The organism is Streptomyces sp. NPDC004667, assembly GCF_040609475.1.
Classification (GTDB): domain Bacteria; phylum Actinomycetota; class Actinomycetes; order Streptomycetales; family Streptomycetaceae; genus Streptomyces.
On record NZ_JBEXKC010000003.1, the window covers coordinates 196117 to 220410 of the forward strand.

At 74.6% G+C, this 24294-nt stretch carries 22 protein-coding genes and 1 pseudogene; 13 read left to right on the top strand and 10 right to left on the bottom strand.

Annotation, left to right across the window (positions count from 1 at the left end):
• Positions 1 to 14: 14 nt before the first annotated feature.
• The 5 genes from ABZW32_RS03035 to ABZW32_RS03055 form a co-directional block, all read right to left on the bottom strand.
• On the bottom strand, positions 15 to 1439 hold the full coding sequence (locus tag ABZW32_RS03035) for an MFS transporter (protein WP_356210389.1): 1425 nt from the start codon (positions 1437 to 1439) through the stop codon (positions 15 to 17).
• Between the two features lie 16 nt (positions 1440 to 1455).
• Positions 1456 to 1878 (bottom strand): universal stress protein, encoded by a 423-nt coding sequence (locus ABZW32_RS03040; RefSeq protein WP_356210392.1) that lies wholly within the window; start codon positions 1876 to 1878, stop codon positions 1456 to 1458.
• A 9-nt stretch (positions 1879 to 1887) separates the two neighbouring features.
• Positions 1888 to 3399 carry an APC family permease gene (locus ABZW32_RS03045; RefSeq protein WP_356210394.1) on the bottom strand — a complete coding sequence of 504 codons (1512 nt, stop codon included), beginning with the start codon at positions 3397 to 3399 and terminating at the stop codon, positions 1888 to 1890.
• 73 nt (positions 3400 to 3472) lie between these two features.
• Complete coding sequence (locus ABZW32_RS03050) at positions 3473 to 4066, bottom strand: histidine phosphatase family protein (RefSeq protein WP_356210396.1); 594 nt, start codon at positions 4064 to 4066, stop codon at positions 3473 to 3475.
• 31 nt (positions 4067 to 4097) lie between these two features.
• A complete protein-coding gene (locus ABZW32_RS03055) occupies positions 4098 to 4220 on the bottom strand; it encodes a hypothetical protein (RefSeq protein ID WP_356210398.1) in 123 nt (40 codons plus the stop codon).
• Positions 4221 to 4314: 94 nt separating this feature from the next.
• On the opposite strand from ABZW32_RS03055, the gene ABZW32_RS03060 reads away from it, so the two are divergent.
• Together ABZW32_RS03060 and ABZW32_RS03065 are read left to right on the top strand one after the other, a co-directional pair.
• Positions 4315 to 4983 (top strand): YoaK family protein, encoded by a 669-nt coding sequence (locus ABZW32_RS03060; protein WP_356210400.1) that lies wholly within the window; start codon positions 4315 to 4317, stop codon positions 4981 to 4983.
• Between the two features lie 102 nt (positions 4984 to 5085).
• A complete protein-coding gene (locus ABZW32_RS03065; protein ID WP_356210402.1) occupies positions 5086 to 5721 on the top strand; it encodes a sigma-70 family RNA polymerase sigma factor in 636 nt (211 codons plus the stop codon).
• On the opposite strand, the gene ABZW32_RS03070 is transcribed toward ABZW32_RS03065, so the two are convergent.
• From ABZW32_RS03070 to ABZW32_RS03080, 3 genes are read right to left on the bottom strand one after another with little or no spacing between them, the layout of a single operon-like run.
• A complete protein-coding gene (locus ABZW32_RS03070) occupies positions 5621 to 6658 on the bottom strand; it encodes a MerR family transcriptional regulator (protein WP_356210404.1) in 1038 nt (345 codons plus the stop codon). The genes ABZW32_RS03065 and ABZW32_RS03070 overlap by 101 nt on opposite strands.
• A 5-nt stretch (positions 6659 to 6663) precedes the next feature.
• Positions 6664 to 8049 carry a deoxyribodipyrimidine photo-lyase gene (locus ABZW32_RS03075; RefSeq protein WP_356210406.1) on the bottom strand — a complete coding sequence of 462 codons (1386 nt, stop codon included), beginning with the start codon at positions 8047 to 8049 and terminating at the stop codon, positions 6664 to 6666.
• Positions 8046 to 9749 carry a DUF2867 domain-containing protein gene (locus ABZW32_RS03080; RefSeq protein WP_356210408.1) on the bottom strand — a complete coding sequence of 568 codons (1704 nt, stop codon included), beginning with the start codon at positions 9747 to 9749 and terminating at the stop codon, positions 8046 to 8048. The genes ABZW32_RS03075 and ABZW32_RS03080 overlap by 4 nt, the downstream gene beginning before the upstream one ends.
• A gap of 292 nt (positions 9750 to 10041) precedes the next feature.
• Here ABZW32_RS03080 and ABZW32_RS03085 point away from each other — a divergent pair, with 292 nt between their 5' ends.
• The 9 genes from ABZW32_RS03085 to ABZW32_RS03125 all read left to right on the top strand — a co-directional run bounded on the left by ABZW32_RS03085 (position 10042) and on the right by ABZW32_RS03125 (position 17538).
• Positions 10042 to 11331, top strand: a complete 1290-nt coding sequence (locus ABZW32_RS03085; RefSeq protein ID WP_356210410.1) for an FAD-dependent oxidoreductase — start codon at positions 10042 to 10044, stop codon at positions 11329 to 11331.
• Positions 11328 to 12089 (top strand): DUF1365 domain-containing protein, encoded by a 762-nt coding sequence (locus tag ABZW32_RS03090; protein WP_356210412.1) that lies wholly within the window; start codon positions 11328 to 11330, stop codon positions 12087 to 12089. Before ABZW32_RS03085 ends, ABZW32_RS03090 begins: the two co-directional genes overlap by 4 nt.
• Positions 12090 to 12091: 2 nt before the next feature.
• Positions 12092 to 13303: a cyclopropane-fatty-acyl-phospholipid synthase family protein gene (locus tag ABZW32_RS03095; RefSeq protein WP_356210467.1), complete on the top strand. Its 1212-nt coding sequence runs from the start codon at positions 12092 to 12094 to the stop codon at positions 13301 to 13303.
• 56 nt (positions 13304 to 13359) lie between these two features.
• Complete coding sequence (locus ABZW32_RS03100) at positions 13360 to 14139, top strand: DUF1295 domain-containing protein (protein WP_356210469.1); 780 nt, start codon at positions 13360 to 13362, stop codon at positions 14137 to 14139.
• A 26-nt stretch (positions 14140 to 14165) separates the two neighbouring features.
• Positions 14166 to 14660 carry an Lrp/AsnC family transcriptional regulator gene (locus ABZW32_RS03105; protein WP_356210414.1) on the top strand — a complete coding sequence of 165 codons (495 nt, stop codon included), beginning with the start codon at positions 14166 to 14168 and terminating at the stop codon, positions 14658 to 14660.
• 46 nt (positions 14661 to 14706) lie between these two features.
• Positions 14707 to 15384 (top strand): HAD family phosphatase, encoded by a 678-nt coding sequence (locus ABZW32_RS03110; RefSeq protein WP_356210416.1) that lies wholly within the window; start codon positions 14707 to 14709, stop codon positions 15382 to 15384.
• A 149-nt stretch (positions 15385 to 15533) separates the two neighbouring features.
• Positions 15534 to 15779, top strand: a complete 246-nt coding sequence (locus ABZW32_RS03115; protein ID WP_356210418.1) for a hypothetical protein — start codon at positions 15534 to 15536, stop codon at positions 15777 to 15779.
• Positions 15780 to 15796: 17 nt separating this feature from the next.
• A complete protein-coding gene (locus tag ABZW32_RS03120) occupies positions 15797 to 16282 on the top strand; it encodes a hypothetical protein (RefSeq protein ID WP_356210420.1) in 486 nt (161 codons plus the stop codon).
• 152 nt (positions 16283 to 16434) lie between these two features.
• Complete coding sequence (locus tag ABZW32_RS03125) at positions 16435 to 17538, top strand: FAD-dependent oxidoreductase (protein WP_356210423.1); 1104 nt, start codon at positions 16435 to 16437, stop codon at positions 17536 to 17538.
• Between the two features lie 91 nt (positions 17539 to 17629).
• On the opposite strand, the gene mltG is transcribed toward ABZW32_RS03125, so the two are convergent.
• Entirely contained in the window at positions 17630 to 18481 is an 852-nt protein-coding gene (gene mltG, locus ABZW32_RS03130; RefSeq protein WP_356210426.1) for an endolytic transglycosylase MltG, read from the bottom strand.
• A gap of 282 nt (positions 18482 to 18763) precedes the next feature.
• Positions 18764 to 20563, bottom strand: a pseudogene (locus ABZW32_RS03135) (ABC transporter ATP-binding protein); the annotation flags it as partial.
• Positions 20564 to 20649: 86 nt separating this feature from the next.
• Between ABZW32_RS03135 and ABZW32_RS03140 the strand changes: the two are divergent.
• Both ABZW32_RS03140 and ABZW32_RS03145 read left to right on the top strand, forming a co-directional pair.
• Entirely contained in the window at positions 20650 to 21144 is a 495-nt protein-coding gene (locus ABZW32_RS03140) for a MarR family transcriptional regulator (protein WP_356210428.1), read from the top strand.
• A gap of 54 nt (positions 21145 to 21198) precedes the next feature.
• A complete protein-coding gene (locus ABZW32_RS03145) occupies positions 21199 to 24135 on the top strand; it encodes an FAD-binding and (Fe-S)-binding domain-containing protein (protein ID WP_356210430.1) in 2937 nt (978 codons plus the stop codon).
• Positions 24136 to 24294: the final 159 nt, after the last annotated feature.

Here is a 24294-nt window from a genome sequence, read left to right on the forward strand (position 1 = left end):
ACCGGGTCGCGGTCCTAGGGACTCTCCGCGACGGCGGCCGGGGCCGGAACCCGGCGGACGACGGCGGCCATCCCCGCGGCGCCCAGCACCGCCAGCAGGGCGGCCGCGCGCAGGACGGTCTCGATGGCGGAGCCGTCCGAGGCGGCCCCCGCGACGGAACCGCTGATCACCTCCAGGACGGTGGAGGCGACGGCCACCGCGACGGCCCCCAGCAGGACGAGGGAGGTCAGCACGAGACCGGAGGCCGCCGCGAGGCGGCCGGGCGGGACGTAGGACTGGGTGGCCACGTTGGTCAGTGCCCAGCCGAGGCCGACGCCGACGCCGACCACCGCGAACACGGCGGTGTAGACGACGAGCGAGTTCACCAGCGTCAGGACGAACAGGCTGACTCCGCTCAGCAGCATCCCGGCGGCCATCAGCCGCTCGGGGCGCACGCGCAGGGCGAGGTGGCCGGACCAGTAGCTGGCGGCTCCGGCGCCGACCGACAGGGCCAGGAAGATCAGCCCGGAGTCGAGGGGCGAGAGCCCGCGCGCCTGCTGGAGGTAGAGGGCCGAGAACACGGCGACGAGGCAGTACACGACGTTGGACAGGGATCCGGCGAGGGTGACGGCGACGAAGGGGCCGTTGTGCAGGAGTTCGAGGTCCAGCAGGGGCTGCGGGCTGCGCCGCTCGATCAGGACGAACACGGTCAGCAGGACCGCGCCGCCGACGAAGCAGCCCAGGGTCGCCGCGGAGCCCCACCCCCAGTTCGCGCCCTGGTCCACGCCGGTCATCACGGCCGTCAGGCCGCCCGCGAGGGTCACCACGCCGGGCAGGTCCAGGCCGCGTCCGGCCTCCTCGTCCCGGGTCTCGGGGACGTAGCGCAGCAGGAGCAGGGCCGCGGCGAGGGCGAAGGGCACGTTGAGCAGGAACACGGCGCGCCAGCTGACGTGTTCGGCGAAGGCCCCGCCGACGAAGGGTCCCAGGGCGGTCCCGATGGCGCTGAAGGCGAGGACGGTGCCGACGGCGCGGCCCTGCCGTTCGTCCCGGAAGTACGCGGTGACCACGGCGACGGACACGGGAAGGACCAGTGCGGCGGTACACCCCTGGACGAAGCGTCCGGCGGTGAGCCAGGCCGTGTTCTGCGCGGCGGCGCACACCACCGAGACGAGGGCGAAGCCGGTGAGCCCGCAGACGAGGATCCGCCGTCTGCCGAAGAGGTCGGCAGCCCGGCCGCCGGTGACCATCAGGGCGCCCAGGGTCAGCATGTAACCGCTGACCAGCCACTGGAGGTTGGTGGTGGGGGTGTCGAACTCGCGCCCGATGACGGGGAGCATCAGGTTGAGGGCGAACCAGTCCATCTGGACCAGGAGCATCGAGATCGCGGCGGCCGCGATCACCGCCCGGTCCCGGCCGTGGAACAGCCCGCGCCCGCCGCCCGTCCCGTTCGCCTTCGCCATGCCGTCCTCCCCCGCCCTACGTCTCGTCCGCGGTCGGCACGCAGAGCACCGGGACGGGCGAGAGGTGCAGCAGCTTGTGCGGGGTGGAGCCGAGGAGGGCGCCGCGGATCGGGCTGTCGCCCCAGGTGCCGACGATGATGACGCGGGCGTCGTGGCGTTCGGCGGCGTCCAGCAGCGCCTGGGCGGGTTTGTCGTCGACCACCTCCACGGTGGAGGGGACCCCGGCCTCGTCGGCGGCCCCGACGGCCCGCGCGAGGGCGCTGCGGCCGGCCTGGAGGACGGCCTCGCGGTGGGCCCGGTACTCCTCGCCGGTGGCTCCGGGCGCGGCGGCTCCGTAGACGAGGACCAGCGGTTCCCCGAAGGCGGTGGCGACCTCCAGCGCCACGTGCAGGGCGCGTTCGGCGCCGGGGGACTCGTCGTAACCCAGGACCACGGACATCCGGCCTCCTCAGGACTTCCTGCCGCGTACGAGGGCCGGGTCGACCACGCTCCGGCGCTCCTGCCAGAACCTGCCGTCCCGGATCCGCCAGAAGCACATGAGGAGGAAGCCGGCGACGGCGATCCCGATGCCGATGACGAGGGGCGGGCCGAGGCCGAACCAGGAGATCCCGCCCGCGGAGTTCGCCGGGTTGGACATGTCGCCCACGGACTCCACGAGCAGCCAGGTCAGCAGGCCCGCGCCGACCAGCGGGCCGAGGCCGATGAGGAGGAAGTTGTGCGCGCTCTCCAGCAGGTGGCGGCGGTAGTAGACGGCGCAGGCCACGCCGGTGAGGGCGTAGTAGAAGGCGATGAGCAGGGAGAGCGCGGTGAGGGAGTCCAGGAGGGCGTTCTCGCTGATCTGGTTGACGGCCAGGTACCAGGCGATGGCGATGGCGGCGACCCACCAGGTGCTCACGTCGGGCGTGCGGAAGCGGGGGTGGATGTGCGCGAGGTGGTGCGGCAGGGCGTGCCGGCGGGCCATCGACAGGGCGGTCCGGGAGGCGGGGATGATCGTCGTCTGGGTGGAGGCGAGGGCGGAGGTGCAGACGGCGAGGAGCACCATCCAGTCCCAGCCGCCCATCACCTCGTGCGCGAGGACGGCGAAGAGGGCCTCTTCCTCGCCGGCGTTCTCGGCGAGGAACTGCGTACCGGCGTAGGCGACGACGGCGTAGCCGACGGACAGGTAGGTCACCAGGAGGACGATGGTGGACCAGATGCCCGCCTTGCCGGGCGCGGTGGCGGAGTCCTCGACCTCCTCGGTGAGGTTAACGGCCGACTCCCAGCCCCAGTAGATGAAGACGCCGAGCAGCAGTCCCCCGGTGAGCGCGGCGCCGCCGGCGCCGAAGGGGTTGAGCCAGCTCAGGGAGGGCGGGATGCCTCCGAGGGTGCTGGTGCCGGCGTAGACGCGGTAGAGGGCGACCACGGCGAACGCGAGCAGGAAGAAGACCTGGGCGAGGATCAGGACGTCCTGGAGCCGGGCGGACATCTCGGTGCCGATGACGCAGACGGCGGTCATCGCGAGGATCACCAGGACGCTCAGGCCCTGCCGGACCAGCTGGTTGGCGGCCAGGCCGTCGAGCCCGGCGGCGAGCAGGCCGAAGTGGACGGCGACGTCCGCGAGGGAGCCGATGACGAGTACGCCGGTCATGGTGATGGCCCAGCCGCCGAGCCAGCCCGCCCAGGGGCCCATGGCGCGGGTCACCCAGGAGAAGGTGGTGCCGCAGTCCTGGTCGACCTTGTTGAGGTAGTAGAAGGCGGCGGCGATCAGCAGCATGGGGACGAAGGACGCGAGCATCACGCCCGGCGCGTAGACGCCGACGAGAGCCACGATCGGTCCGATGACGGCGGCCAGGGAGTAGGCCGGCGAGGTGGAGTTCAGACCGATGACGAGGGCGTCGAGGAAGCCGATGGCGTTGGCCTTCAGGCTCGCGTCGGCGTCGGGGAGGGTGCTGCCCGGTGCGCCGTGGTCGCCGTCGTCCATGTACGCATCGTCACGCACCCGGCCCGGCCGCGCGAGGCGGACGGGCCCGGCCGGGGGCGTGCGGTGCCGCGGTTCAGGGGCGGGTGTTCCACCCGGCCACGACCGGAAGTCCGTGTTCCGTGGACAGCACGCTGACCGTGCCGGTGCGCAGCAGGAAGAGCCGGCCGTCCTCGGGGGGCAGGCCGAGGTAGCGGGCGGTCAGGACGCGCAGGAAGTGTCCGTGGGCGACGAGCACCACGTCGCCCCGGTCCTCGCGCAGCGTCGCGGCGGCCCGCGCCAGCACGCGGTCCGCGCGGGCGCCTACCTGGGCGGCGCTCTCCCCGGGGTGCTCGGCGTCGCCCTGCGGGACCCCGTCGGTCCACAACGACCAGTGGGGCACGGTCCGTTGGATCTCGACGGTGGTGACGCCCTCGTAGCCCCCGTAGTCCCATTCGTGGAGGTCCGGGTCGGGGACCCCGTCGGGGAGTCCGGCGAGATGGGCGGTGGCCACGGCCCGGCTCAGCGGGCTGGTCAGCACCAGGGCGGGTTTCCGGTCGTGGAAGAAGGGGGCCAGCGAGATGGCCTCCTCCACCCCGCGCGCGGTCAGCGGCACGTCGGTGAGGCCCGTGTGCCGCCCGTTCGCGCTCCAGGCCGTCTCCCCGTGGCGCACCAGCAGAAGATCACTCATGCTCCGGACCCTAGCTCGATCTCCGGCTCCGTCACAGGCTCACGGCCCGGCGGGCAGGGGCCGGGCCGCCCGCCCGGGGCCGGTCGAACTTCCCCGTCCGCTCCCGCATGTCGCCTTCCGCCGGACCGGGGGCCGTGTCAGTGTCGGGCGTCATGGACGTGAACACCCTCAGCCCCCTCCCGCGTGCCGCACGGGCCGGGGGCTGAGGGGTGGACGCGCGGGCGCTGCGGCCTTCCCTGACGGCGCTCATGCTCGCCCTGACCGCGGTCACCGGCCTGATCGAGGCGGTGAGCCTGCTCGCCCTGGGGCCGGTGTTCACGGCGATGCAGACCGGCAACGTCCTCTTCCTGGCCTTCGGGGCGGCCCATCAGGGGAACCTGCCCTCGCTGCCGGCCGCCGTCTCACTGGTGGCCTTCGCGCTGGGTGCGGTGTGCGGGGCCCGGATGGAGTCGGCCGCGGAGGGCCGGGGCTGGCGCTGGATGTGCCTGGGTCTGTACGCCGAGACGGCGTTGATCCTCGCCGCGGCCGTCGGCGGGTGGCGGGTGACCCCGCGGTTCGGCGACCCGGGGACGCCGCACCTGGTGGAGGCGGCGCTGCTGTCGATGGCCATGGGCATCCGCAACGTGACGAGCATGCGGGTGAACGTGCCCGGTGTGCCGACCACGCTGGTCACCCGGTCCATGACCGGCCTGCTGGCCGGCTCGGCGCTCGGGCGCGACAGTGCCTTCGGCTACGGGAGCGGAGCCTGGGCGCGGCGGGGACTGGCGGTGCTGGCCATGTTCACGGGCGGCCTGACGGGGGCGCTGCTGGTCCGGGCCGGGTGGAGCGTGGGCGAGGTGCTGCTCCCGGCGGCGGTGGTGGTGGCGGGGGTGACGGTGGTGCACCGGACCCTGTTGCCGCTGCTGCACACCCGGTAGCCCGGCGGGCACCCGGCAGCCCGGCGGGCACTCCCCCTCCGGTCATTCGCTGCGAAAACGCTGCAACTTTCCTCCGCCCCCGGCGGTGGCGACGCTCGTGTCATGGACGACCCTCCCCGCACCACCGACCGGGACACCGCCCTCTCCGCCGGGTTCGCGGCGGGGGACGAGGGCGCCGTGGAGGCGGTCTACCGGCGCTGGCGGCCCCTGGTGCACTCCCTCGCCCGGCGTTCCCTGGGCGACGACCGCGAGGCCGAGGACGTGACCCAGCAGGTGTTCCTCGCCGCCTGGCGCGGCCGTGACGGCTACCGGCCCGGTCCGGGCGGGCTCGGCGCCTGGCTCACCGGGATCACCCGGCACAAGGTGGCCGACGCGCTGGAGGCCCGCGCCCGGCGGGCCCGTGCGGTGGCGGCCGCCGCCGTCGCCCTCGCCGGCGGCCCGCACCCGCTCGGCCCGCACCCCGGCACCCACGGCTCGGCCGGATGGCCCGGCCCGGAACAGGCCCTGGACCGGCTGCTGGTGACCGGGGAGCTGGCCCGGCTGCCGTCGGCGCAACGGCACGTGCTGTGGCTGGCGTTCTACGCCGACCTCAGCCAGAGCCAGATCGCCGCCCGCACCGGCCTCCCGCTGGGCACCGTCAAGAGCCACATGCGGCGGGCGCTGCGCGTCCTGCGGCGGGCACTGGACCCCGACCGGCCCCCTGCCCCGGTCCCGGCCCGGCTGCCAGCGCAGCGATGACGGCGACGCCCGACCGCAGCCCGAACAGCCGCTCGGTGCGCGGTTGCGGATGCGGCCCGTCCCAGCCGGGTCCGGCCAGCAGCAGCGCCGACTGGCCGCGCGCCCCCGGCGGCCCCCACGCGATGTCGGCCACCGAACGGACCAGGGCCCGGTCCGCCGTCGTACGGGACTGCGACCAGAGCACGGCCGCACAGGGCCCCGTACGCCGTACCGCGTCCCGCAACGCCTCGGCGGGCAGGGCCGGGCCGAACATCCGTACCGGCACGCCCAGTTCCCCGAGCGCGGCGGCCAGTGCCTCGATCGGCAGGCTGTGCAGTTCCCCGGGCGCGCAGGCGAGGAGCACCGGGGGCGTGTGCGACCGCTCGGGGGCGGGACGCACCCGGTGCAGGGCGGCGGAGACGTGCCAGGACAGCAGGTGCTCCACCTCGATGTAGCGCTCCCCCGCCGAGGCCCATTTGCGGCCCACGGCGTGCAGGGTCGGCGCGATGATCTCCTCCCACGCGGTGACCGGGCCGTGTTCCGCGACGGCGGCGTCCAGCAGGTCCGCCACCGCCGGCGCGTCCAGGCGTACGGCGGCCCGCGCGAGCCCCCTGGCCTCCGGCCGCACCTCCCCGAGGGGGAGGGCCCCGGGCCCGCCCGGCGTCACGGCAGCCGCCCCCTCCCCCGCGCGGGCGGCGGGTGCTTCGCCGAGCGCGGCCCGCGCCGCCTCGGACGGGGGCACGCCCCGCGCGGTGAGCCGGCACATCTCGTCGAGGCGGGCGATGTCCTCGGGGGTCCAGCGGCGGTGCCGGCCGTCCTCGCGGCGGGCCGGGCCGATGGCGTAGCGGCGTTCCCAGGAACGCAGGGTGGTCGGCGAAACCCCCAGGCGGCGGGCGACGGCGCCCGTGCTCAGGGCGGGTTCGGGGGGCGGCGGCACGGGGGCCGGCACGGGGTCCACCCGGCTCACGATACGGTGCCGGGCCGCCCCTCGCGGAAGCGGCCGAGGCCGTCGGCGAGGTCCACGACGGGGTCCGGGTAGTCGAAGCGGGCCCGTTCCAGGCCGGGCAGCCGCCAGGGCTCGTGGACGCGGGGCGCGGGCAGGTCGGCGAGTTCGGGCACCCAGCGGTGGACGTAGCGGCCCTCGGGGTCGTAGCGCAGGCCCTGCCGGACGGGGTTGAGGACCCGGTTGGGGCGGGTGTCGGTGCCGGTGCCGGCCACCCACTGCCAGTTGAGCTGGTTGTTGGCCACGTCCCCGTCGACGAGGAGGTCCATGAAGTGGCGGGCGCCGGTGCGCCAGTCCACGTAGAGGGTCTTGGCGAGGAAGCTGGCGGCCAGCAGGCGGCCCCGGTTGTGCATCCAGCCCTCGTGGCGCAGCTGGCGCATGGCCGCGTCCACGACCGGGTAGCCGGTGCGGCCGTCCTTCCAGGCCTGGAGCTCCTCCTCCGCGTCGGGGCCGGTGCGCCAGCGGTCCTGGCGGGCCCGGTAGTCCTCGGCCGCGGTCTCGGGGCGGGCGGCGAGGACCTGGTGGTGGAAGTCGCGCCAGCACAGCTGGCGGACGAAGGCCTCGGCTCCGGGGCCGCCGGCGGCGCGGGCGCGGTGGACGGCCTCGGTGGGCGAGAGGGTGCCGAAGTGCAGGTGGGGAGAGAGCTTCGAGGTGGCGTCTCCGGCGAGGTCGTCGTGGGTGTCCTCGTAGCGGGTGATGCCCGAGCGCAGCCAGTTGGTCAGCAGCCGGCGGGCCTCGGTCTCGCCGCCGCGGGCGAGGCCCGGGGAGGTGCCGGTGACGGCGGAGCGGCGGGGCAGCGGCTCGGAGCCGAGGTCTTCGGGGACCCGTACGGTGCGGGGCGCGGGCTCCGCCTGCCTGAGGGGCAGTTCCGTCCAGCGGCGCAGGTAGGGCGTGAAGACGGCGAAGTGGTCGGCTCCGGAGCCGGAGGGCAGCACCGCCCCCGGGGCCACCGCGGTGACCACGGTGTCGTGGACGTAGAGCCGTCGGCCCTGGGCTTCGAGGGCCTCGCGCAGGCGTTCCTCGCGGGCGTGGGCGTAGCCGCTGACCCCGGCGGCCATGTGCACCTCGTCGGCGTCGGCCTCCTGGACCAGGGCGCAGACCTCGGCGACGACGTCCCCGGAGCGCAGCAGGAGGCGGCCTCCGCGCTCGCGCAGGGCGGCGTCGAGGTCGGCGAGGCAGTCCGCGAGGAAGGCGAGCCGGTTGGGCGCGGCGAAGGCGGAGTCCTCGATGGCGCGGTCGCGGACGAAGAGCGGGACGACCCGGTCGCCGGAGGAGAGGGCCGCCCGCAGGGGTGGATGGTCGTGCAGGCGCAGGTCGGAGGTGTACAGGACCACGGCGGTGTTCATGCGCTCGGCTCCGCGTCAGGGCTGTGGGCGTCGGTTGTCGGGGGTTCTTCGGCGCGGGGGCCCGTTCCGGATGCGGCGGCGGGGGGCGGAGTGGACCCGGGGGCGGGGGACGGCGCGGGCCCCGATTCCGAAGCGGCCCGTTCGGCGGCGCCGGCGATGTTGCGGGCCATGCCGCCGAAGACGACGGCGTGGAAGGGGGACACGCTCCACCAGTACAGGTGTCCGAGCAGCCCGTGCGGGTGGAACAGGGCCCGCTGCCGGTACCGGGCGCGCGGCGGGCCGGGGTCCGGGGCGGTACCGGACGCGCCGCGCGGGTCGGGGTCCGCGGCGGAGCCGGGCGCGCGGGGGTCGGGGTCCGCGGCGGAGCCGGGCGCGCGGGGGTCGGCGTACAGCTCCAGCCAGGCCAGCCCCGGCAGCCGCATCTCGGCGCGCAGGCGCAGCAGGCGGCCCGCTTCGATCTCCTCGACCCGCCAGAAGTCGAGGGAGTCGCCCACCCGCAGCCGGGCGGCGTCGCGGCGCCCGCGCCGGATGCCGACCCCTCCGACGAGCCGGTCCAGCCAGCCCCGTACGGCCCAGGCCAGGGGGAAGGAGTACCAGCCGTTCTCCCCGCCGATGCCCTCCACCACCCGCCACAGCGCGTCCGGCGGGGCGTCGACGGGCAGTTCCCGCTCGTCGGTGTAGAGGCTGCCGCCCGCCCAGTCGGGGTCGGTGGGCAGCGGGTCGCTGGGCGCGCCGGGCAGGGAGGCGGAGGACCAGCGGGTGGTGACCTTGGCCTCGCGCACCCGTTGGAGGGCCAGCGCGAGGGCCCGGTCGAAGCCGATCGGGGAGCCGGGCGGGTCGGGAACGTACGCGGCGATGTCGTGCTCGTCGCAGACCACCTCGTGGCGCAGGGATTCGGCGAGCGGCCGGGCGAGCGCGCGCGGGACGGGGGTGACGAGGCCGATCCAGTGGCTGGAGAGCCGCGGCGTGAGCATGGGGACGCGCACGATGAGCCGTCGGGGCAGCCGCGCCACGGCGGCGTAGCGGCGCATCATCTCCTCGTACGTGACCACGTCCGGTCCGCCGATGTCGAAGGAGCGGCTGACCTCGGGGGGCATGGCGGCGCTACCGACGAGGTAGCGCAGGACGTCGCGGACGGCGATGGGCTGGATGCGGGTGCCGACCCAGCTGGGGGTGACCATGACGGGCAGCCGCTCGGTGAGGTAGCGCAGCATCTCGAAGGACGCGGAGCCCGAGCCGATGATGACGGCGGCGCGCAGGACGGTGGTGGGCACCCCGGAGGCGAGGAGGATCTCACCGACCTCGGCGCGCGAGCGCAGGTGCGGGGAGAGCGCTTCGCGGGGGACGTCCGCGGGGACGAGGCCGCCGAGGTAGACGATCCGGCGGACTCCGGCCGCGCGGGCCTCTTCGGCGAAGGTCCGGGCGGCGGCGCGGTCGCGGTCCTCGAAGCCGTGGCCGGTGCCGAGGGCGTGGACGAGGTAGTAGGCGACGTCGATGCCGCGCAGGGCCGCCGCCAGCGAGGCGGGGTCGGTGACGTCCCCGCGCACCACTTCGGCGCGGCCCGCCCAGGGGTGGTCGCGCAGCCGCTCCGGGGAGCGGGCCAGGCAGCGGACGCGGTGTCCGGTGTCGAGGAGTTCGGGCACCAGGCGGCCGCCGATGTAGCCGGTGGCCCCGGTGACCAGGCAGTGCGGGCCGGTCATGGGCTGTCTCCGCTCGTCGTTCCCCCGCCGTCGGCCGCCCCCGGGCCCCTCACGGGCCCGTAGGGGATTCGGGGGGACCGGCGCTTTCGGATGCGGCGGGGCCCGGACCCGGCGGGGCCCTCCCGGACGGTGACGCCTCACCGTGACGCCTCACGGTGACGCGTCGGTGACGTTTCGGCGCCCCGGCGGGCGGCGTGTACGGGACCCAGCCTGCCTTCCCCCGTACGGTTTCGCCCCACGACACATCCGACACCCCCTCCGGCTCCGAAGTGAGCGTGAAGGAGGGAGCGAGATGACCGAGCGAGGACGACCGCGCACGGCCGTGATCGGCGGGGGCGTGTCCGGGCTGACGGCGGCGTACGTGCTGGCCAGGAGCCATGCGGTGACCCTGTACGAGGCGGACGACCGGCTGGGCGGGCATGCCCACACCCATGCGGTGAAGGGCCCCGACGGCCTGGTCCGGGGTGTCGATTCCGGTTTCATCGTCCACAACGACCGCACCTACCCGCACCTGCTGCGGCTCTTCGGGGAGCTGGGGGTGGCCACCCGCCCCACGACCATGAGCCTTTCGGTGCACTGCGAGGGCTGTGGGCTGGAGTACGCGGGGGCGCGCGGGCCGAGGGGGTTGTTCGCCCGGCCCGGGAGCGCGCTGCGGCCCGCCTACCTGCGGATGCTCGCCCAGGTGCCGGTCTTCCACCGGCGGGCCCGGCGGCTGCTGGCCACGCCGCCCGGGGCCGGACCGGAGCCGACCCTGGGCGAGTTCCTGGAGCGGGGCGGCTTCGGGGCGTACTTCACCGGGCACTTCGCGATCCCGCTGGTGGCCTCGGTGTGGTCCTGCCCGCCGGGCGGGGCGCTCGCGCATCCGGCCCGCTACCTGTTCCGGTTCCTCTCCCACCACGGCATGCTGTCGGTCGGCGGCTCGCCGCGCTGGCGTACGGTCGAGGGCGGTTCGGCGCGGTACGTGGAGCGGGTCCGCGAGGCGCTGGGTCCGGGCGCGGTCCGCAGCGGCGTCCGGGTGCGGTCCCTGGCCCGCACCCCGGGCGGGGTCTGGCTCACCACCGCCGACGGGGCGTCGGCCGCGTACGACTCGGTGGTGGTCGCCGTCCACGCCGACCAGGCGCTGCGCATGCTGGCCGATCCCACCGACGCCGAGCTGGCGGTGCTCGGGGCCTTCCGCTATTCCCGCAACCGCACGGTGCTGCACACCGACGACTCCGTGCTGCCGCGCGCGGCGGGGGCGCGGGGCTGCTGGAACTACCGGCTGTCCGGGTGCCGGCCGGCCGGGGAGGTTCCGGTGCAGGTCAGCTACGACATGGACCGGCTCCAGGGGCTGGCGGCTCCGGAACCGTACGTGGTCACGCTGAACGCCGGGACCGGGCGGGTGCGGCCGGAGCGGGTGGTGGCGGAGATGGACTACGAACACCCGCTGTACACGCCGGATTCGGTGGCGGCGCAGCGGCGGCTGCCCGAGCTGTCGGGGCCGGTGACGGCCTTCGCGGGGGCCTACCACGGCTGGGGCTTCCACGAGGACGGCTGCCGTTCGGGCGTGGCGGCCGCCGCCGCGCTGGGGGTGGACTGGTGAGCGGCGGGCCGCGCGCGCCCCGGGCGGCGGGCGGCGCGCTGTACGAGGCCGACATCCGGCACGTGCGCACCGGCGGGCACCGTTACGCCCTGCGCCACCGCACCTTCCTGTGGCTCGTGGACCTGGACGCGCTGCCCGTGCTGCCCCCGCCGCTGCGGGGGCTGGCCCGGTTCGACGCGCGGGACCACTTCGGCGGCGGCCTCCCCTCGATCCGGGCCGGCCTGGACGGCTTCCTCGCGGCGCGCGGGGCCGCTCTGCCGCCGGGGTCGAGGGTGCTGATGCTGGCCCACGCCCGGGTGTTCGGGTACGTCTTCAACCCGCTCTCGGTGTACTGGTGCCACGGCCCGGACGGGGCGCTGCGGCAGATCGTCGCCGAGGTGCACAACACGTACGGGGAGCGGCACTGCTACCTCCTCGGCCCGGAGGCCGCCCGGGAGGCCCGCGTCCCCAAGGAGTTCCACGTCTCCCCCTTCCTGGAGGTGGACGGGGACTACCGGATGCGGCTGCCCGAGCCGGGTGAACGCCTCGACCTGACCGTCCGGCTGGCGGGCGGGGCCGACGGCACCCGGCTGACGGCGACCGTGCGCGGCCGGCGCCGCCGCGCGGGTGCGCGCGGCCTGCTGCGCGCCCTGGTGCGCCGCCCCTGGCCCACGGCCGCGGTGGCGGTGGGCATCCGATTCCACGGCGTCCGGCTGTGGCTGCGCGGGCTGCCCGTGCTGCCGCGGCCCCGCCACGTACCCCAGGAGGGTGTGAAGTGACACTGACGACGCTTCCGGACGTGCCGCCCTGTTCCCGGACGAGGGCGGCCGTGGGCCGGCTGATCATCCGCCGGGCGCTGGACCGGCTCCCGCTCCAGGTGAACATGGGCCCCGAGGGACGCCTGGGGCAGGGTGGCCCGGCGATGGCGGTCCACGACCCGGCCGCCTTCGAGCGTCGGATCACCGCGGAGGGGCTGATCGGGTTCGGCGAGTCGTACGTCGCCGGGGAGTGGGACGCCCGCGATCCGGTGGCGGTGCTGACCGTCCTGGCGGGGCACGTCTCCGCGCTGGTCCCGGCGCCGCTCCAGCGGCTGCGGGGGCTGTGGGCGGCCCGGCAGCCGGTGGAGCGGCGCAACACGCGGGCCGGTTCCCGTACCAACGTCGAGTGGCACTACGACCTGTCCAACGAGCTGTTCGCCCAGTTCCTCGACCCCACGATGACGTACTCCTCGGCGGTGTTCCGCGCCCTGCCCGCCACGGTGGCCGAGCTCCCCGCCGCCCAGCACCGGAAGATCGACATGCTGCTGGACCTGGCCGGTGTGGGCCCGGACACCCGGCTGCTGGAGATCGGCACGGGCTGGGGCGAACTCGCGGTCCGGGCGGCCCGGCGCGGGGCCCGCGTGGTGACCCTGACGCTCTCGGGGGAGCAGCGGGAGCTGGCGCTGCGGCGGATCGCGGCGGCGGGTGTGGCGGACCGGGTGGAGGTGCGGCTGTGCGACTACCGGGACGCGCACGGCTGGTACGACGCGATCGTCAGTGTGGAGATGATCGAGGCGGTCGGCGCCGAGTACTGGCCGGTGTACTTCCGCGCGCTGGACCGGCTGCTGGAGCCGGGCGGGCGGGTGGCGCTCCAGGCGATCACCATGCCGCACGAACGGATGCTGGCCACGAAGGACACGTACACCTGGATCCAGAAGTACATCTTCCCCGGCGGGCTGCTGCCCTCGGTGCGGGCGGTGGAGGAGATGGCGCGGGAGCACACCGGGCTGCGGGTCGTGCGTTGCGAGGGCTACGGGGCCCACTACGCGCAGACCCTGCGGCTGTGGCGGGAACGGTTCGCGGAGCGGTCCGATCGGGTGGCGGAGCTCGGCTTCGACGAGCGGTTCCGGCGGATGTGGACCTTCTACCTCGCCTACTGCGAGGCCGGGTTCGCCTCCGGGTACCTGGACGTCCACCAGTTCCTGCTCACGGGCGGCGAAGGCGGCGGACGGTGAACTGGGGTCCCTTCGGGGTCAACCTGGCCGTGGCGGCGGGCGTGGCCCTGGCCGTCATGCTCCTCGCGTTCGCGGTGGGGGTGCGCAGGGGCACCCACCGGGTGGTGGACGTGGCCTGGGGCCTGGGCTTCGCGGCCGTCGCGGTGGCCACGTACGGGATGTCGGGCGGGGGCGGCGGGCGCGGACTGCTGCTGACCGTGCTCACGGTGGTGTGGGGGCTGCGGCTGGCCGGGCACATCGCGTGGCGGGGACGGGGGCGCGGGGAGGACCCCCGGTACGAGCGGATGCTGGCGCGGGCCCCGGGGAGCCGGAACCTGTACGCGCTCCGGATGGTGTACCTGCTTCAGGCGGCGCTGGTGTGGCTGGTGTCGCTGCCGGTGCAGGCGGGTGCGTACGTCGACCACGGGTGGGGCGCGGGCGGCGACGCGGTCGGCCTCGCGGTGGCGGGGAGCGCGCTGTGGTCGTGCGGGATCGTCTTCGAGGCGGTGGGCGACCACCAGCTGGCCCGGTTCACCGCGGATCCCGCGAACCGGGGCGGGATCATGGACCGGGGGCTGTGGTCGTGGACCCGGCATCCGAACTACTTCGGCGACTTCTGCGTCTGGTGGGGTCTCTTCCTGATCGCGTGCGGGTCTCCGCAGGCGGCCGCGGTGTCCGTCGTGTCCCCGCTGGTGATGTCGTACCTGCTGATCGCGGGGAGCGGGAAGCGGCTGCTGGAGCGGCACATGGCCGACCGGCCGGGCTATGCCGCGTACCGGGCCCGGACGAGCGGGTTCCTGCCGTGGCCGCCGAAGCGGGGCGACGTCCTGGGGCACGGTCGCGCCGGAAAGGGGTGATCCCGGGCCATTGGTACATTTCTGCCATGGCGGTGGACGAACTCGACACCCTGATCCTGCGCCTGCTGATCGAGCAGCCGCGCACCAGCGTCCGCGAGTACGCCCGGATCCTCGGGGTGGCCCGCGGCACCCTCCAGGCCCGGCTGGACCGGCTGGAGCGGACCGGGGTGATCACCGGAACGGGCCCCGTGCTCTCGCCCGCCGCACTGGGCCATCCCGTCCTGGCCTTCGTGCACATCGAGGTCACCCAGGGGCACCTGGACGAGGTCGGCGACGCGCTCGCCGCCGTCCCGGAGATCATCGAGGCCTTCTCGATCACCGGCGGCGGGGACCTGCTGACCCGCGTGGCGGCCCGGGACAACGCCCATCTGGAGGACGTGATCCAGCGGCTGATCCGGCTGCCGGGGGTGGTCCGCACCCGTACCGAGGTGGCCCTGCGCGAGCGGGTGGCCCACCGGCTGCTTCCGCTGGTCGAGTCCGTGGGCCGGGAGGCGGCGGGACGAGCGGTCCGCAAACCCTGACAGGATGGCGTGGACAGGCACCCGACGGACAGGACGGGCAGAGCGCATGATCTCCGTCATATTCGATCTCGATGGCACCCTCGTGGACAGCGAGCCGAACTACTACGAGTCGGGCCGCCTCACCCTGGAGCGTCACGGGGTCCCCGATTTCACCTGGGAGCAGCACGCCCGCTTCATCGGCATCGGCACCCTGGAGACACTGGAGATCCTCAAGGAGCGCCACGGGCTCGACGCCCCGGTGGAGCAGCTGCTCGCGGAGCAGAACGCCGCCTACCTGGAGCTGGCCCGCGCCCGCACCGAGGCCTTCCCGCAGATGCGCAGGTTCGTGGAGCTGCTGCACGCGCGGGGCGTACCGATGGCGGTGGCCTCCGGCTCCTCGCGCGAGGCGATCGACGCGGTACTGGCGGGCACCGGGCTGGACGCGCTGCTGACCACGGTGGTCTCGGCCGAGGAGGTCGCGCGGGGCAAGCCCGCCCCGGACGTGTTCCTGGAGGCGGCCCGCCGGCTCGGCGCCGCGCCGGCCGACTGCGTGGTCGTGGAGGACGCGGCGCCGGGCGCCCTGGCCGCGCACGCCGCCGGCATGGCCTGCCTGGCGATCCCCTACGTTCCGGACACCGCCGGCGATCCGGCCTTCGCCGGCGCGGGCCTGCTCTTCGCGGGCGGGCAGCGGGAGTTCAGCGCGGAGAAGGCCCACGCGTGGCTGTTCTCCCGCACGTCCGACTGAGCCCCTCGCCCGCCCTTCCGGACCCCGCAGCGGGGGTCGAAAAACGGCCTGAACTGCCCCCGGGAACTGCCCCCTCGGCCCGCCCGCCGCTCCTACGCTCGGGCCCTCGGCGGCGGGAGAGCGCGCCGCCCGGACCAGGAGAGGGCTCCATGGACATGAACCGGAACAAACTGGCGGCCGGCGGCGCCGCGGTCGTGATGGCGGCGGGGATCGCGATGACCGCGGTCGGCACGGCGAACGCGGCTCCGGGCGGCGCGCGCATCACCTCGGTGGAGCAGCTGCACCAGAACCTCGCGCGGGCGGTGGAGCACGAGCAGGCCCTCGGGCTCCAAGGAACCCTCGGCGACCCCGTCGGCCGCGAGGTCCTGGCGTCGAGCGACGCCGTCGACGGCTGACGGGCCGGGTGAGCACCGTGGGTAGCGAGCAGACGGCGACGGCACCGGCGGCACCGGCGACCTGGTGCCCGAGCGGCGAGGCCCGGGCCCCCGAGTCCGTGGTCCTCGGCGTGCGTTCGGCGGCCGACGGCCGGGTGGTCTACCTCGCCGATCCGGTCCCGGCGTCCGAGGTTCTCGGCACCCTCCCCGAGGGGATCGAGCCGACCCGGGTCCTGCGCTTCGCCTCGCACTGCGTCTCCGCCTGCGCCAACCGGCGGGGCGACGACTGCTCCCTGGTGGAGCGGGTCCTGACCCTGCCCTCGGCCACGGCGGACACCCGTGCCGTCCCGCGGTGCCACCTGCGTACGCGGTGCCAGTGGTGGCAGCAGTCGGGGGTGGCCGCCTGCCACCGCTGCCCGGCCGTCACCACGGCCACCTTCCGGGAGGACGAACTCGCCACCCTGGTGGCGGACCCGTCCACGACACCGGAGCAACTGGCCGCCTGGATAGCGGATTCCGCCTGACCTCCGGCACACCCCGAACGGCACGGCGGCGCACCGCGCGTGACCTGATGCGAAGCCCCCGTGCGGCGACGTTCCCCCGCCGCCGCACGGGGGCTTCGCTGCCGGGCCGGCGGGAGGGGAAGAGCGGCGGGCCGCCCCGAGTTAGTAGAACCGTGAACGAAATGGTGCGGGGCGCGGCAGAGGTGGACGTGGTGGTCGTCGGGGCCGGACAGGCGGGCCTGTCCGGCGCGTACCACCTGGCCAGGGCGGGGATCGAGCACGTGGTCCTGGACCACGCCCCGCGGCCGGGCGGCGCCTGGCAGTTCCGCTGGCCCTCGCTCACCTACGGCAAGGTCCACGGCATGCACGCGCTGCCCGGCATGGAGCTGGTCGACGCCGATCCGCTGCGGCCCTCGTCCGAGGTGATCGGCGCGTACTTCGCGTCGTACGAGGAGCGCTTCGGCCTGCGCGTCCGCCGGCCCGTGGACGTGAAGGCGGTGCGCGACGCCGGCGACGGGCCGGCCGGCCGGCTGCTCGTCGAATCGACGGCGGGCACCTGGTCGGCGCGGGCGCTGGTCAACGCGACCGGCACCTGGGACCGGCCGTTCTGGCCGCGCTACCCGGGCCAGGAACTGTTCCGGGGCCGACAGCTGCACACGGCGGACTACCCCGGGCCGCAGGAGTTCGCCGGGGCCCGCGTCATCGTGGTCGGCGGCGGCACCTCGGCGGTGCAGCACCTGCTGGAGATCGCCGAGGTCGCTGCGGAGACCACGTGGGTCACGCGCCGGCCCCCCGTGTTCCGCGAGGGGACGTTCGGGGAGGCCGAGGGCCGGGCGGCGGTGGCGCTGGTGGAGGAACGGGTCCGGGGCGGGCTGCCCCCGCAGAGCGTGGTCAGCGTGACCGGCCTGCCCCTCAACGACGCCGTCCGGGCGGGGCTCGCCTCCGGGGTCCTGGAGCGACGGCCCGCCTTCGACCACCTGACCGCTTCCGGGGCCGCGTGGTCGGACGGCAGCCGGGTGGAGGCCGACGTGATCCTCTGGGCCACCGGCTTCCGGGCCGCCGTCGACCATCTGGCCCCGCTGCGGCTGCGCGAGCCGGGCGGCGGCATCCGGGTCGAGGGCACCAGGGCCGTCCGGGACGAGCGCGTCCACCTGGTCGGCTACGGCCCGTCGGCCTCGACGATCGGCGCCAACCGCGCGGGCGCCACCGCCGTCCGCGAGATCCGTCGCCTGCTGGACCGGGAGCCGGCCGCCCCACGGGTCGGCGGCGCCGGGTGAGGACCAGCCCGGATACACGGGACGTCCGCCGGGCCGGGGCACCGGCACCGGCCGTGGCCCTGGCCCTGGCCCTGGCCCTGACCCTGGGGGCTCAGGATGCCCGGGGCGCGGGCGCTCCCGCCGCAGCCCGGAGGCGGTTGAACTCCGCCACGTGCTTCTTGTGCTCCTCGTAGGTGGCCGAGAAGCGGGTGTCGCCCGGTTTCACCGTGACGAAGAACAGCCAGTCGCCCGGGGTCGGCGCGACGGCCGCCGCCATGGCGCGCAGCCCGGGGCTGTCGATCGGGGTGGGGGGCAGGCCCTGGCGTTCGTAGGTGTTGAACGGGTGGTCGATCCGGGTGTCACTCAGCCTGGTGTCGAGGGTGCTGCGGTTGAGCGCGTAGTTGAGGGTGGAGTCCATCTGGAGCGGCATCGACTTCGCCAGCCGGTTGTGCACGACGCGCGCGACCTTGCCCATGTCCGCCGGGGTCTGGACCTCCGCCTCGATGATGCTGGCGAGGGTGGCCGTCTGGTACGGGGTCATCCCGTGCGCCTTGCCACCGTCGGCGACGGCCTTCGTGGCGAGGTTCCGGTTCGCCGTCTCCACCATGTGCGCGAGCAGCGCGGTCGGGGTGGACTTCGAGGTCACCGGGTACGTGGCCGGGAAGAGGTAGCCCTCCGGGTTGCCCTTGGCCTCCGCCGGCAGGGCCAGTGCGGTCGTGGCGACGGCCTTCTTCGTGGCGCCGGCCGGGAGCCGGAGCTCATGGTCGATGGCTGCGTAGACCTGCGGGGCCCGCCAGCCTTCGGGGATCAGCAACCGGCGCGGCTTCTCGGGCGGTTCCTCGCGCGGCAGCAGCGGGATCAGGACGGCCGCCCCGAGCCCGAGCAGCATGCCGAGGAAGAGCGCCAGGCGGCCCCGGCGGGTCAGCCGGGAACGGCGCGGCGGCGGCCGGTACTCATCATGCATACGGGCACGCTAGCCCGCATACCGCCCTCTTTACGGCATTACCCACCCAATCAAGTCATATGATCACACGTTCACCGGAGCCGGCATCGGCTCCCCCGGCATCCCCCGGCCCACGCCTTCGGCCGCACCCGCGGCCGCGCTTTCGGCCACGCTTTCGGTCGCGACTTCCGACCTGCCCGTGGTCGTGCCCGCGGTCGTGCCCGCGGTGTCGTTTGTGGTCGTGCCCGTGCTCTTGCCCGCGGCAGGCTCGCGCACTCCGGGCGCCGCCTGTGCCGCGTCACGGTCCCTGCGGACCAGCGCGGCGTAGCGGCCTCCGGCCCCAAGCAGTTCCTCGTGGGTGCCGCGCTCGGCGATCCTGCCCGCGTCCAGGACCACGATCTGGTCGGCGTCCCGGACGGTGGACAGCCGGTGCGCGATGGTGATGGTGGTGCGGCCCCGGGAGAGGTTGTCGATGGCCCGCTGCACGGCGTGCTCGGTGCGGGTGTCGAGGGCGCTGGTCGCCTCGTCGAGGATGAGCACCGGCGGATCGCGCAGGATCGTACGGGCGATGGCCAGCCGCTGCTTCTCGCCCCCGGAGAAGCGGTAGCCGCGCTCGCCGACCAGCGTGTCGTACCCGTCGGGCAGGGATTCGATGTGGTCGTGGATCTGCGCCGCCCGCGCCGCCTCGGCGATCTCCTCGTCGGTGGCGTCCGGTTTGGCGAAGCGCAGGTTGTCCCCCACGGAGGCGTGGAAGAGGTAGGTCTCCTGGGAGACCACGCCTATGGAGCGGGCCAGCGAGTCGAAGTCGAGGTCGCGCACGTCCACCCCGTCGAGGGCGACCCGGCCTCCGGTCACGTCGTAGAGCCGGGGCACCAGGTAGCTGAGGGTGCTCTTGCCCGAGCCGGTCGGGCCCACCACGGCGAGGGAGCCGCCGGCCGGGACGGTGATGTCGATCCCGGTGAGGGTCGGGCCGTCCTTGGCCTCATAGGAGAAGTGCACGTCCTCCAGGCGGATCTCACCCTTCGCCCGGTCCAGCCTCACGGGAGCCTCGCGCTCGGTGATGTCCACCGGCAGGTCGAGGTACTCGAAGATCCGGGCGAACAGGGCGAGCGAGGTCTGGATCTGCACACCCGTCGAAAGGAGGCTCACGGCGGGCCGGAACAGGCCCTGCTGGAGCGTGACGAAAGCGACGAGGGTGCCGACGGAGAGCGAGGGCGCACCGGTCTGCATGGCGATGCCCGCGGCCCAGTAGATGAGCGCGGGCATGGCGGCCATGACGATGCCGATGGTCGACATCCGCCAGCGCCCGGCCATGCTGGAGCGCACCTCCAGCCCGACGAGCTTCTCGGACTCCTCGGAGAAGGCCTTGGTCAGGGAGTCGGACCGGCCCATGGTGCGGCCGAGGAGGATGCCGCTCACGGAGAGGGATTCGGTGACGGTGGCCGCCATGGCCGCCATCTGCTTCTGACGCTGCGTGGTGATCTTCTTGCGCTCGCGGCCCACGCGGCGGCTGATCCACACGAAGAGCGGCAGCAGGAGCAGGGAGACCAGGGTGAGCCGCCAGTCGAGCGCGAGCATGGCGACGATCGAGGCGATGACGGCGGTCAGGTTCGACACGAGCGAGGTCGCCGTCGAGGTGACGGTCGCCTGCATGCCGCCGATGTCGTTGGCTATCCGGGACTGCACCTCGCCGGTGCGGGTGCGGGTGAAGAAGGCCAGCGGCATCCGCTGGAGCTGGGCGTAGACGGCGGTGCGCAGGTCGTGCATGACGCGCTGGCCGACGGTGGTGGAGATCAGGGTCTGGAGCACACCGAACACGCTGGTGACGACGGCCGTGAGGATCATGCCCAGCGCGAGCAGGCTCAACAGGCCCGTACGTCCCTCGGGGATCGCGACGTCCAGGATCGCCTTGAGCAGGAACGGCGAGGCCACGCCGACCAGCGAGGAGGCGCCGACCAGGGCGCCGACCACGGCCAGGCGCCCGCGGTAGGGCCTGAAGAGGCCGAGGATCCGCCGCAGCTCGCGAGGCCGGTCCGCCGGAGCCGGGCGGGAGGGGTCGAGGGATTCGTTCGATGGGGTCCACTTCGGTTCTTCGGGGCGCATGGGCCTCCTTCTGACGAGACTCCGATGAGCATAGCTCATTGTTACCTATGCTCACAATGAATCCGGTCCTGGTACTGTTTCCCAGTATGAGCACCGGTTCCGAGACCGACATCCGCGACTCCGCCGCCGACCCCACCCCCGACTCCACCGACGGCGTACTCGCCGAGCAGCTGCTGCGCCTCACGCGGCGGCTCCACCGCATCCAGAAGCGCCACATGGAGCCGCTCGGGATCACCCCGGCCCAGGGCAGGCTGCTGCGGCTCGTCGCGCACTACGGGGGTGACCGGCCGCCCCGTATGGCCGATCTGGCCACGCGCCTTGAGGTCGTGCCCCGGGCCGTGACCACCCTCGTGGACGGCCTGGAGGCGGCCGACTGCGTGCGCCGCGCCCCCGACCCGGCCAACCGCCGCGTCATCCGGATCGAGCTCACCGAAACCGGTCGCGCCACGCTGCGCCGTCTGCGCAGCGCGCGGACCGACGCCGCGGAGGAGATCCTGGCTCCGTTGACCGCGCCACAGCGCGAGGTGCTCGGCGGCCTGCTGAACGCGCTGGCCGACGCCCCGGCCCAGGGCGGCTGCTGAGCCGGGGGCCGCCGGCGCCCGGGACGGACGGACCAGGACACGGAGGGGCCCCACATGCCGCTGCTGGAACCGAAGCCGGGCGCGCTGCGCCCGCACAGCCCCGGCGCCCCGGCACCCGACCGGGTCCCCGACCGCATGGCCCCGGGCACCCCCTCGGTGCTGCGCGCCGAGCTGACCGGGCTGCTCGGCGCCGAGAAGGTGCTCTGGAAGGTCTCCGACCTGGTCCGCTACGCCACGGACGCCTCCCCGTACCGGTTCGTGCCGCAGGTCGTGGTGATCGCCGAGGACATCGACGACATCTCGGCCGTCCTGTCCTACGCGCACGGCAGACAGCGCGAGGTGGTCTTCCGCGCCGCCGGAACCTCGCTCAACGGCCAGGCCCAGGGCGAGGACATCCTGGTCGACGTCCGCCGCCACTGGGCCGGGATCGAGGTCCTGGACGACGGCCGGCGCGCCCGCATCGGGCCCGGCACCACCGTCCTGCGGGCCAACGCCGCCCTGGCCCGGCACGGCCGGATCCTGGGGCCCGACCCGGCCAGCGCAATCGCCTGCACCCTCGGCGGAGTGGTCGCGAACAACGCCTCCGGCATGACGGCGGGGACCACGAGGAACTCGTACCGCACCCTCTCCTCCCTCACCCTGGTGCTGCCGACCGGAACCGTCGTCGACACCGCCGACCCGCTCGCGGACGAGGAGCTGGCCCGCGCCGAGCCGGCCCTGTGCCACGGGCTGATGGAGATCAAGCGGGAGATCGAGGCCGACCCGGACCTCGTCGCCCGGATCCGCGCCAAGTACGAGATCAAGAACACCACCGGCTACCGGCTCGACGCCTACCTCGACGGCACCACCCCCGTGGAGGTCCTGCGCGGTCTGATGGTCGGCTCCGAGGGCACCCTCGGCTTCATCTCCGAGGTCGTCTTCGACACCCTCCCCCTGGACCGCGAGCTCACCACCGGCCTGCTCTTCTTCCCCTCCCTGCCCGCCGCCGCCGCGGCCGTGCCGCTGTTCAACGCGGCCGGGGCCCTCGCCGTGGAGCTGATGGACGGCAACACCCTGCGCGCCTCCGTCAGCGTCGCGGGCGTGCCCGCCGACTGGGCCGAGCTGCCCAAGGACACGGCAGCGCTGCTGGTGGAGTTCCGCGCCCCGGACGCGGCGGGCCGCGCGGAGCACGAGCGCCGTGCGGCCGGGGTGCTGGCCGGACTGGAGCTGGTGGCCCCCGTCGCCTCCGTCACCAACACCTTCACCGGCGATCCCGCGGTCGTCTCCGGCTACTGGAAGGCCCGCAAGGCCTTCGTCACCGCCGTCGGCGGGGCCCGCGCGCCCGGCACCACCCTGATCACCGAGGACTTCGCGGTTCCCCCGTCCCGCCTCGCCGAGGCCTGCGAGGCGCTCCTCGTGCTGCAGGCGGAGCACGGGTTCGACGCGGCCGTCGCTGGTCACGCCGCCCACGGCAACCTGCACTTCCTGCTCGCCTTCGACGCCTCCGTGCCCGCCGACGTCGACCGGTACGCGGCCTTCATGGAGGCCTTCTGCCGGCTCACGGTCGAACGCTTCGACGGCTCGCTGAAGGCCGAGCACTCCACGGGCCGCAACATGGCCCCCTTCCTCGAACTCGAATGGGGCCCGCGGGCCACCGACCTGATGTGGCGCACCAAGCGGCTCGTCGACCCGGACCTCGTCCTCGCCCCGCGCATCCTCCTCGACCGCGACCCCCGGGCCCATCTGCGCGGACTGAAGACGATCCCGCGGGTCGAGGCCGTGGCGGACCCCTGCATCGAGTGCGGCTTCTGCGAACCGGTCTGCCCCAGCGAGCACCTGACGACCACACCGCGCCAGCGGATCGTGCTGCGCCGCGAGATGATGCGCCAGCCGCCCGGCTCCCCCGTCCTCGACGGCCTGCTCGACGCCTACGGGTACGACGCCGTCGACACCTGCGCGGGCGACTCCACCTGCGCACTGGCCTGCCCCGTCGGCATCGACACCGGCGCGCTGATGAAGGACTTCCGCCACCTGCGGCACAGCCCGCGCGAGGAACGCGCCGCCGCCCTGGCCGCCCGGCGGTTCCGGACCGTCGAAGCGGCCGCGCGGCTGGCCGTGGCCGCCGCCGACAAGATCACCTCCACGGTCGGGGACCGCCCCCTGACGGCCGTGACGGAGGCCGCGCGCAAGGCCGTACGGCCCGGCCTGGTGCCGCTCTGGCTGCCGCAGATCCCCGGTGCCGCCGCCCGCGGACTGCCCGCGACCCGGCGGGTGGGCGCGTCCGCGGTCTACTACCCGGCCTGCGTCAACCGCGTCTTCGGCGGGCCCGCGGGCGATCCCGGGCCCTCCCTGCCGGAAGCGGTGGTGGCCGTGTCGGAGCGGGCCGGGAAGCCGGTGTGGATCCCCCGCGACGTCACCGGCACCTGCTGCGCGACGATCTGGAACTCCAAGGGGTACGAGGAGGGCAACCGGGTGATGGCCAACCGGATCGTGGAGGCCGCCTGGGGCTGGACGGCCGGCGGCCGGCTGCCCCTGGTGGTCGACGCCTCCTCCTGCACCCTCGGCATCGCGCACGAGGTGGTCCCGTACCTGACGGAGGACAACCGGACCCTGCACGCGGAACTGCGGGTCGTCGACTCCGTCGTCTGGGCGGCCCACGAACTGCTGCCACGGCTGGAGGTGCTGCGCACCGTCGGGTCCGCCGTCCTCCACCCCACCTGTTCGATGCGCCGTCTGGGTGACGAGGCCGAGCTGCGCGCGGTGGCCGAGGCCTGCGCCGACGAGGTGGTCGTCCCGGACGACGCCGGCTGCTGCGCCTTCGCCGGCGACCGGGGGATGCTGCACCCGGAGCTGACGGCATCGGCGACGGCCCGTGAGGCCGCGGAGGTGACGGCCCGGCGGTTCGACGCGCACCTGTCGGCGAACCGCATGTGCGAGGTGGGAATGGACCGGGCCACGGGGCGGAGCTACTCCTCGGCGCTGCTCGCGCTGGAGCGTGCCACGCGCCCCTGAGCGCGCCCGCGCGGGCTCCGGTCCGGCGCCCGGCCGCCCGCGTTTCCGTATCCCCGAAACAGCGCCGGCGCACCCCCGTGCACCGGAAAATCGATTGCCGGGGCCGGTCCGGGAAGACGAACCTTGCGGGGTTCCGCCTACTCGACCAGTCATGGGGCG

Bases quoted from the DNA above. Each gene is read 5' to 3' on its own strand.
- ABZW32_RS03035 (WP_356210389.1), bottom strand. From the start codon at position 1,439: ATGGCGAAGGCGAACGGGACGGGCGGCGGGCGCGGGCTGTTCCACGGC.
- ABZW32_RS03040 (WP_356210392.1), bottom strand. From the start codon at position 1,878: ATGTCCGTGGTCCTGGGTTACGACGAGTCCCCCGGCGCCGAACGCGCC.
- ABZW32_RS03045 (WP_356210394.1), bottom strand. From the start codon at position 3,399: ATGGACGACGGCGACCACGGCGCACCGGGCAGCACCCTCCCCGACGCC.
- ABZW32_RS03050 (WP_356210396.1), bottom strand. From the start codon at position 4,066: ATGAGTGATCTTCTGCTGGTGCGCCACGGGGAGACGGCCTGGAGCGCG.
- ABZW32_RS03055 (WP_356210398.1), bottom strand. From the start codon at position 4,220: ATGACGCCCGACACTGACACGGCCCCCGGTCCGGCGGAAGGCGACATG.
- ABZW32_RS03060 (WP_356210400.1), top strand. From the start codon at position 4,315: ATGCTCGCCCTGACCGCGGTCACCGGCCTGATCGAGGCGGTGAGCCTG.
- ABZW32_RS03065 (WP_356210402.1), top strand. From the start codon at position 5,086: ATGGACGACCCTCCCCGCACCACCGACCGGGACACCGCCCTCTCCGCC.
- ABZW32_RS03075 (WP_356210406.1), bottom strand. From the start codon at position 8,049: ATGAACACCGCCGTGGTCCTGTACACCTCCGACCTGCGCCTGCACGAC.
- ABZW32_RS03080 (WP_356210408.1), bottom strand. From the start codon at position 9,749: ATGACCGGCCCGCACTGCCTGGTCACCGGGGCCACCGGCTACATCGGC.
- ABZW32_RS03085 (WP_356210410.1), top strand. From the start codon at position 10,042: ATGACCGAGCGAGGACGACCGCGCACGGCCGTGATCGGCGGGGGCGTG.
- ABZW32_RS03100 (WP_356210469.1), top strand. From the start codon at position 13,360: ATGCTCCTCGCGTTCGCGGTGGGGGTGCGCAGGGGCACCCACCGGGTG.
- ABZW32_RS03105 (WP_356210414.1), top strand. From the start codon at position 14,166: ATGGCGGTGGACGAACTCGACACCCTGATCCTGCGCCTGCTGATCGAG.
- ABZW32_RS03110 (WP_356210416.1), top strand. From the start codon at position 14,707: ATGATCTCCGTCATATTCGATCTCGATGGCACCCTCGTGGACAGCGAG.
- ABZW32_RS03115 (WP_356210418.1), top strand. From the start codon at position 15,534: ATGGACATGAACCGGAACAAACTGGCGGCCGGCGGCGCCGCGGTCGTG.
- mltG (WP_356210426.1), bottom strand. From the start codon at position 18,481: ATGCATGATGAGTACCGGCCGCCGCCGCGCCGTTCCCGGCTGACCCGC.
- ABZW32_RS03140 (WP_356210428.1), top strand. From the start codon at position 20,650: ATGAGCACCGGTTCCGAGACCGACATCCGCGACTCCGCCGCCGACCCC.
- ABZW32_RS03145 (WP_356210430.1), top strand. From the start codon at position 21,199: ATGCCGCTGCTGGAACCGAAGCCGGGCGCGCTGCGCCCGCACAGCCCC.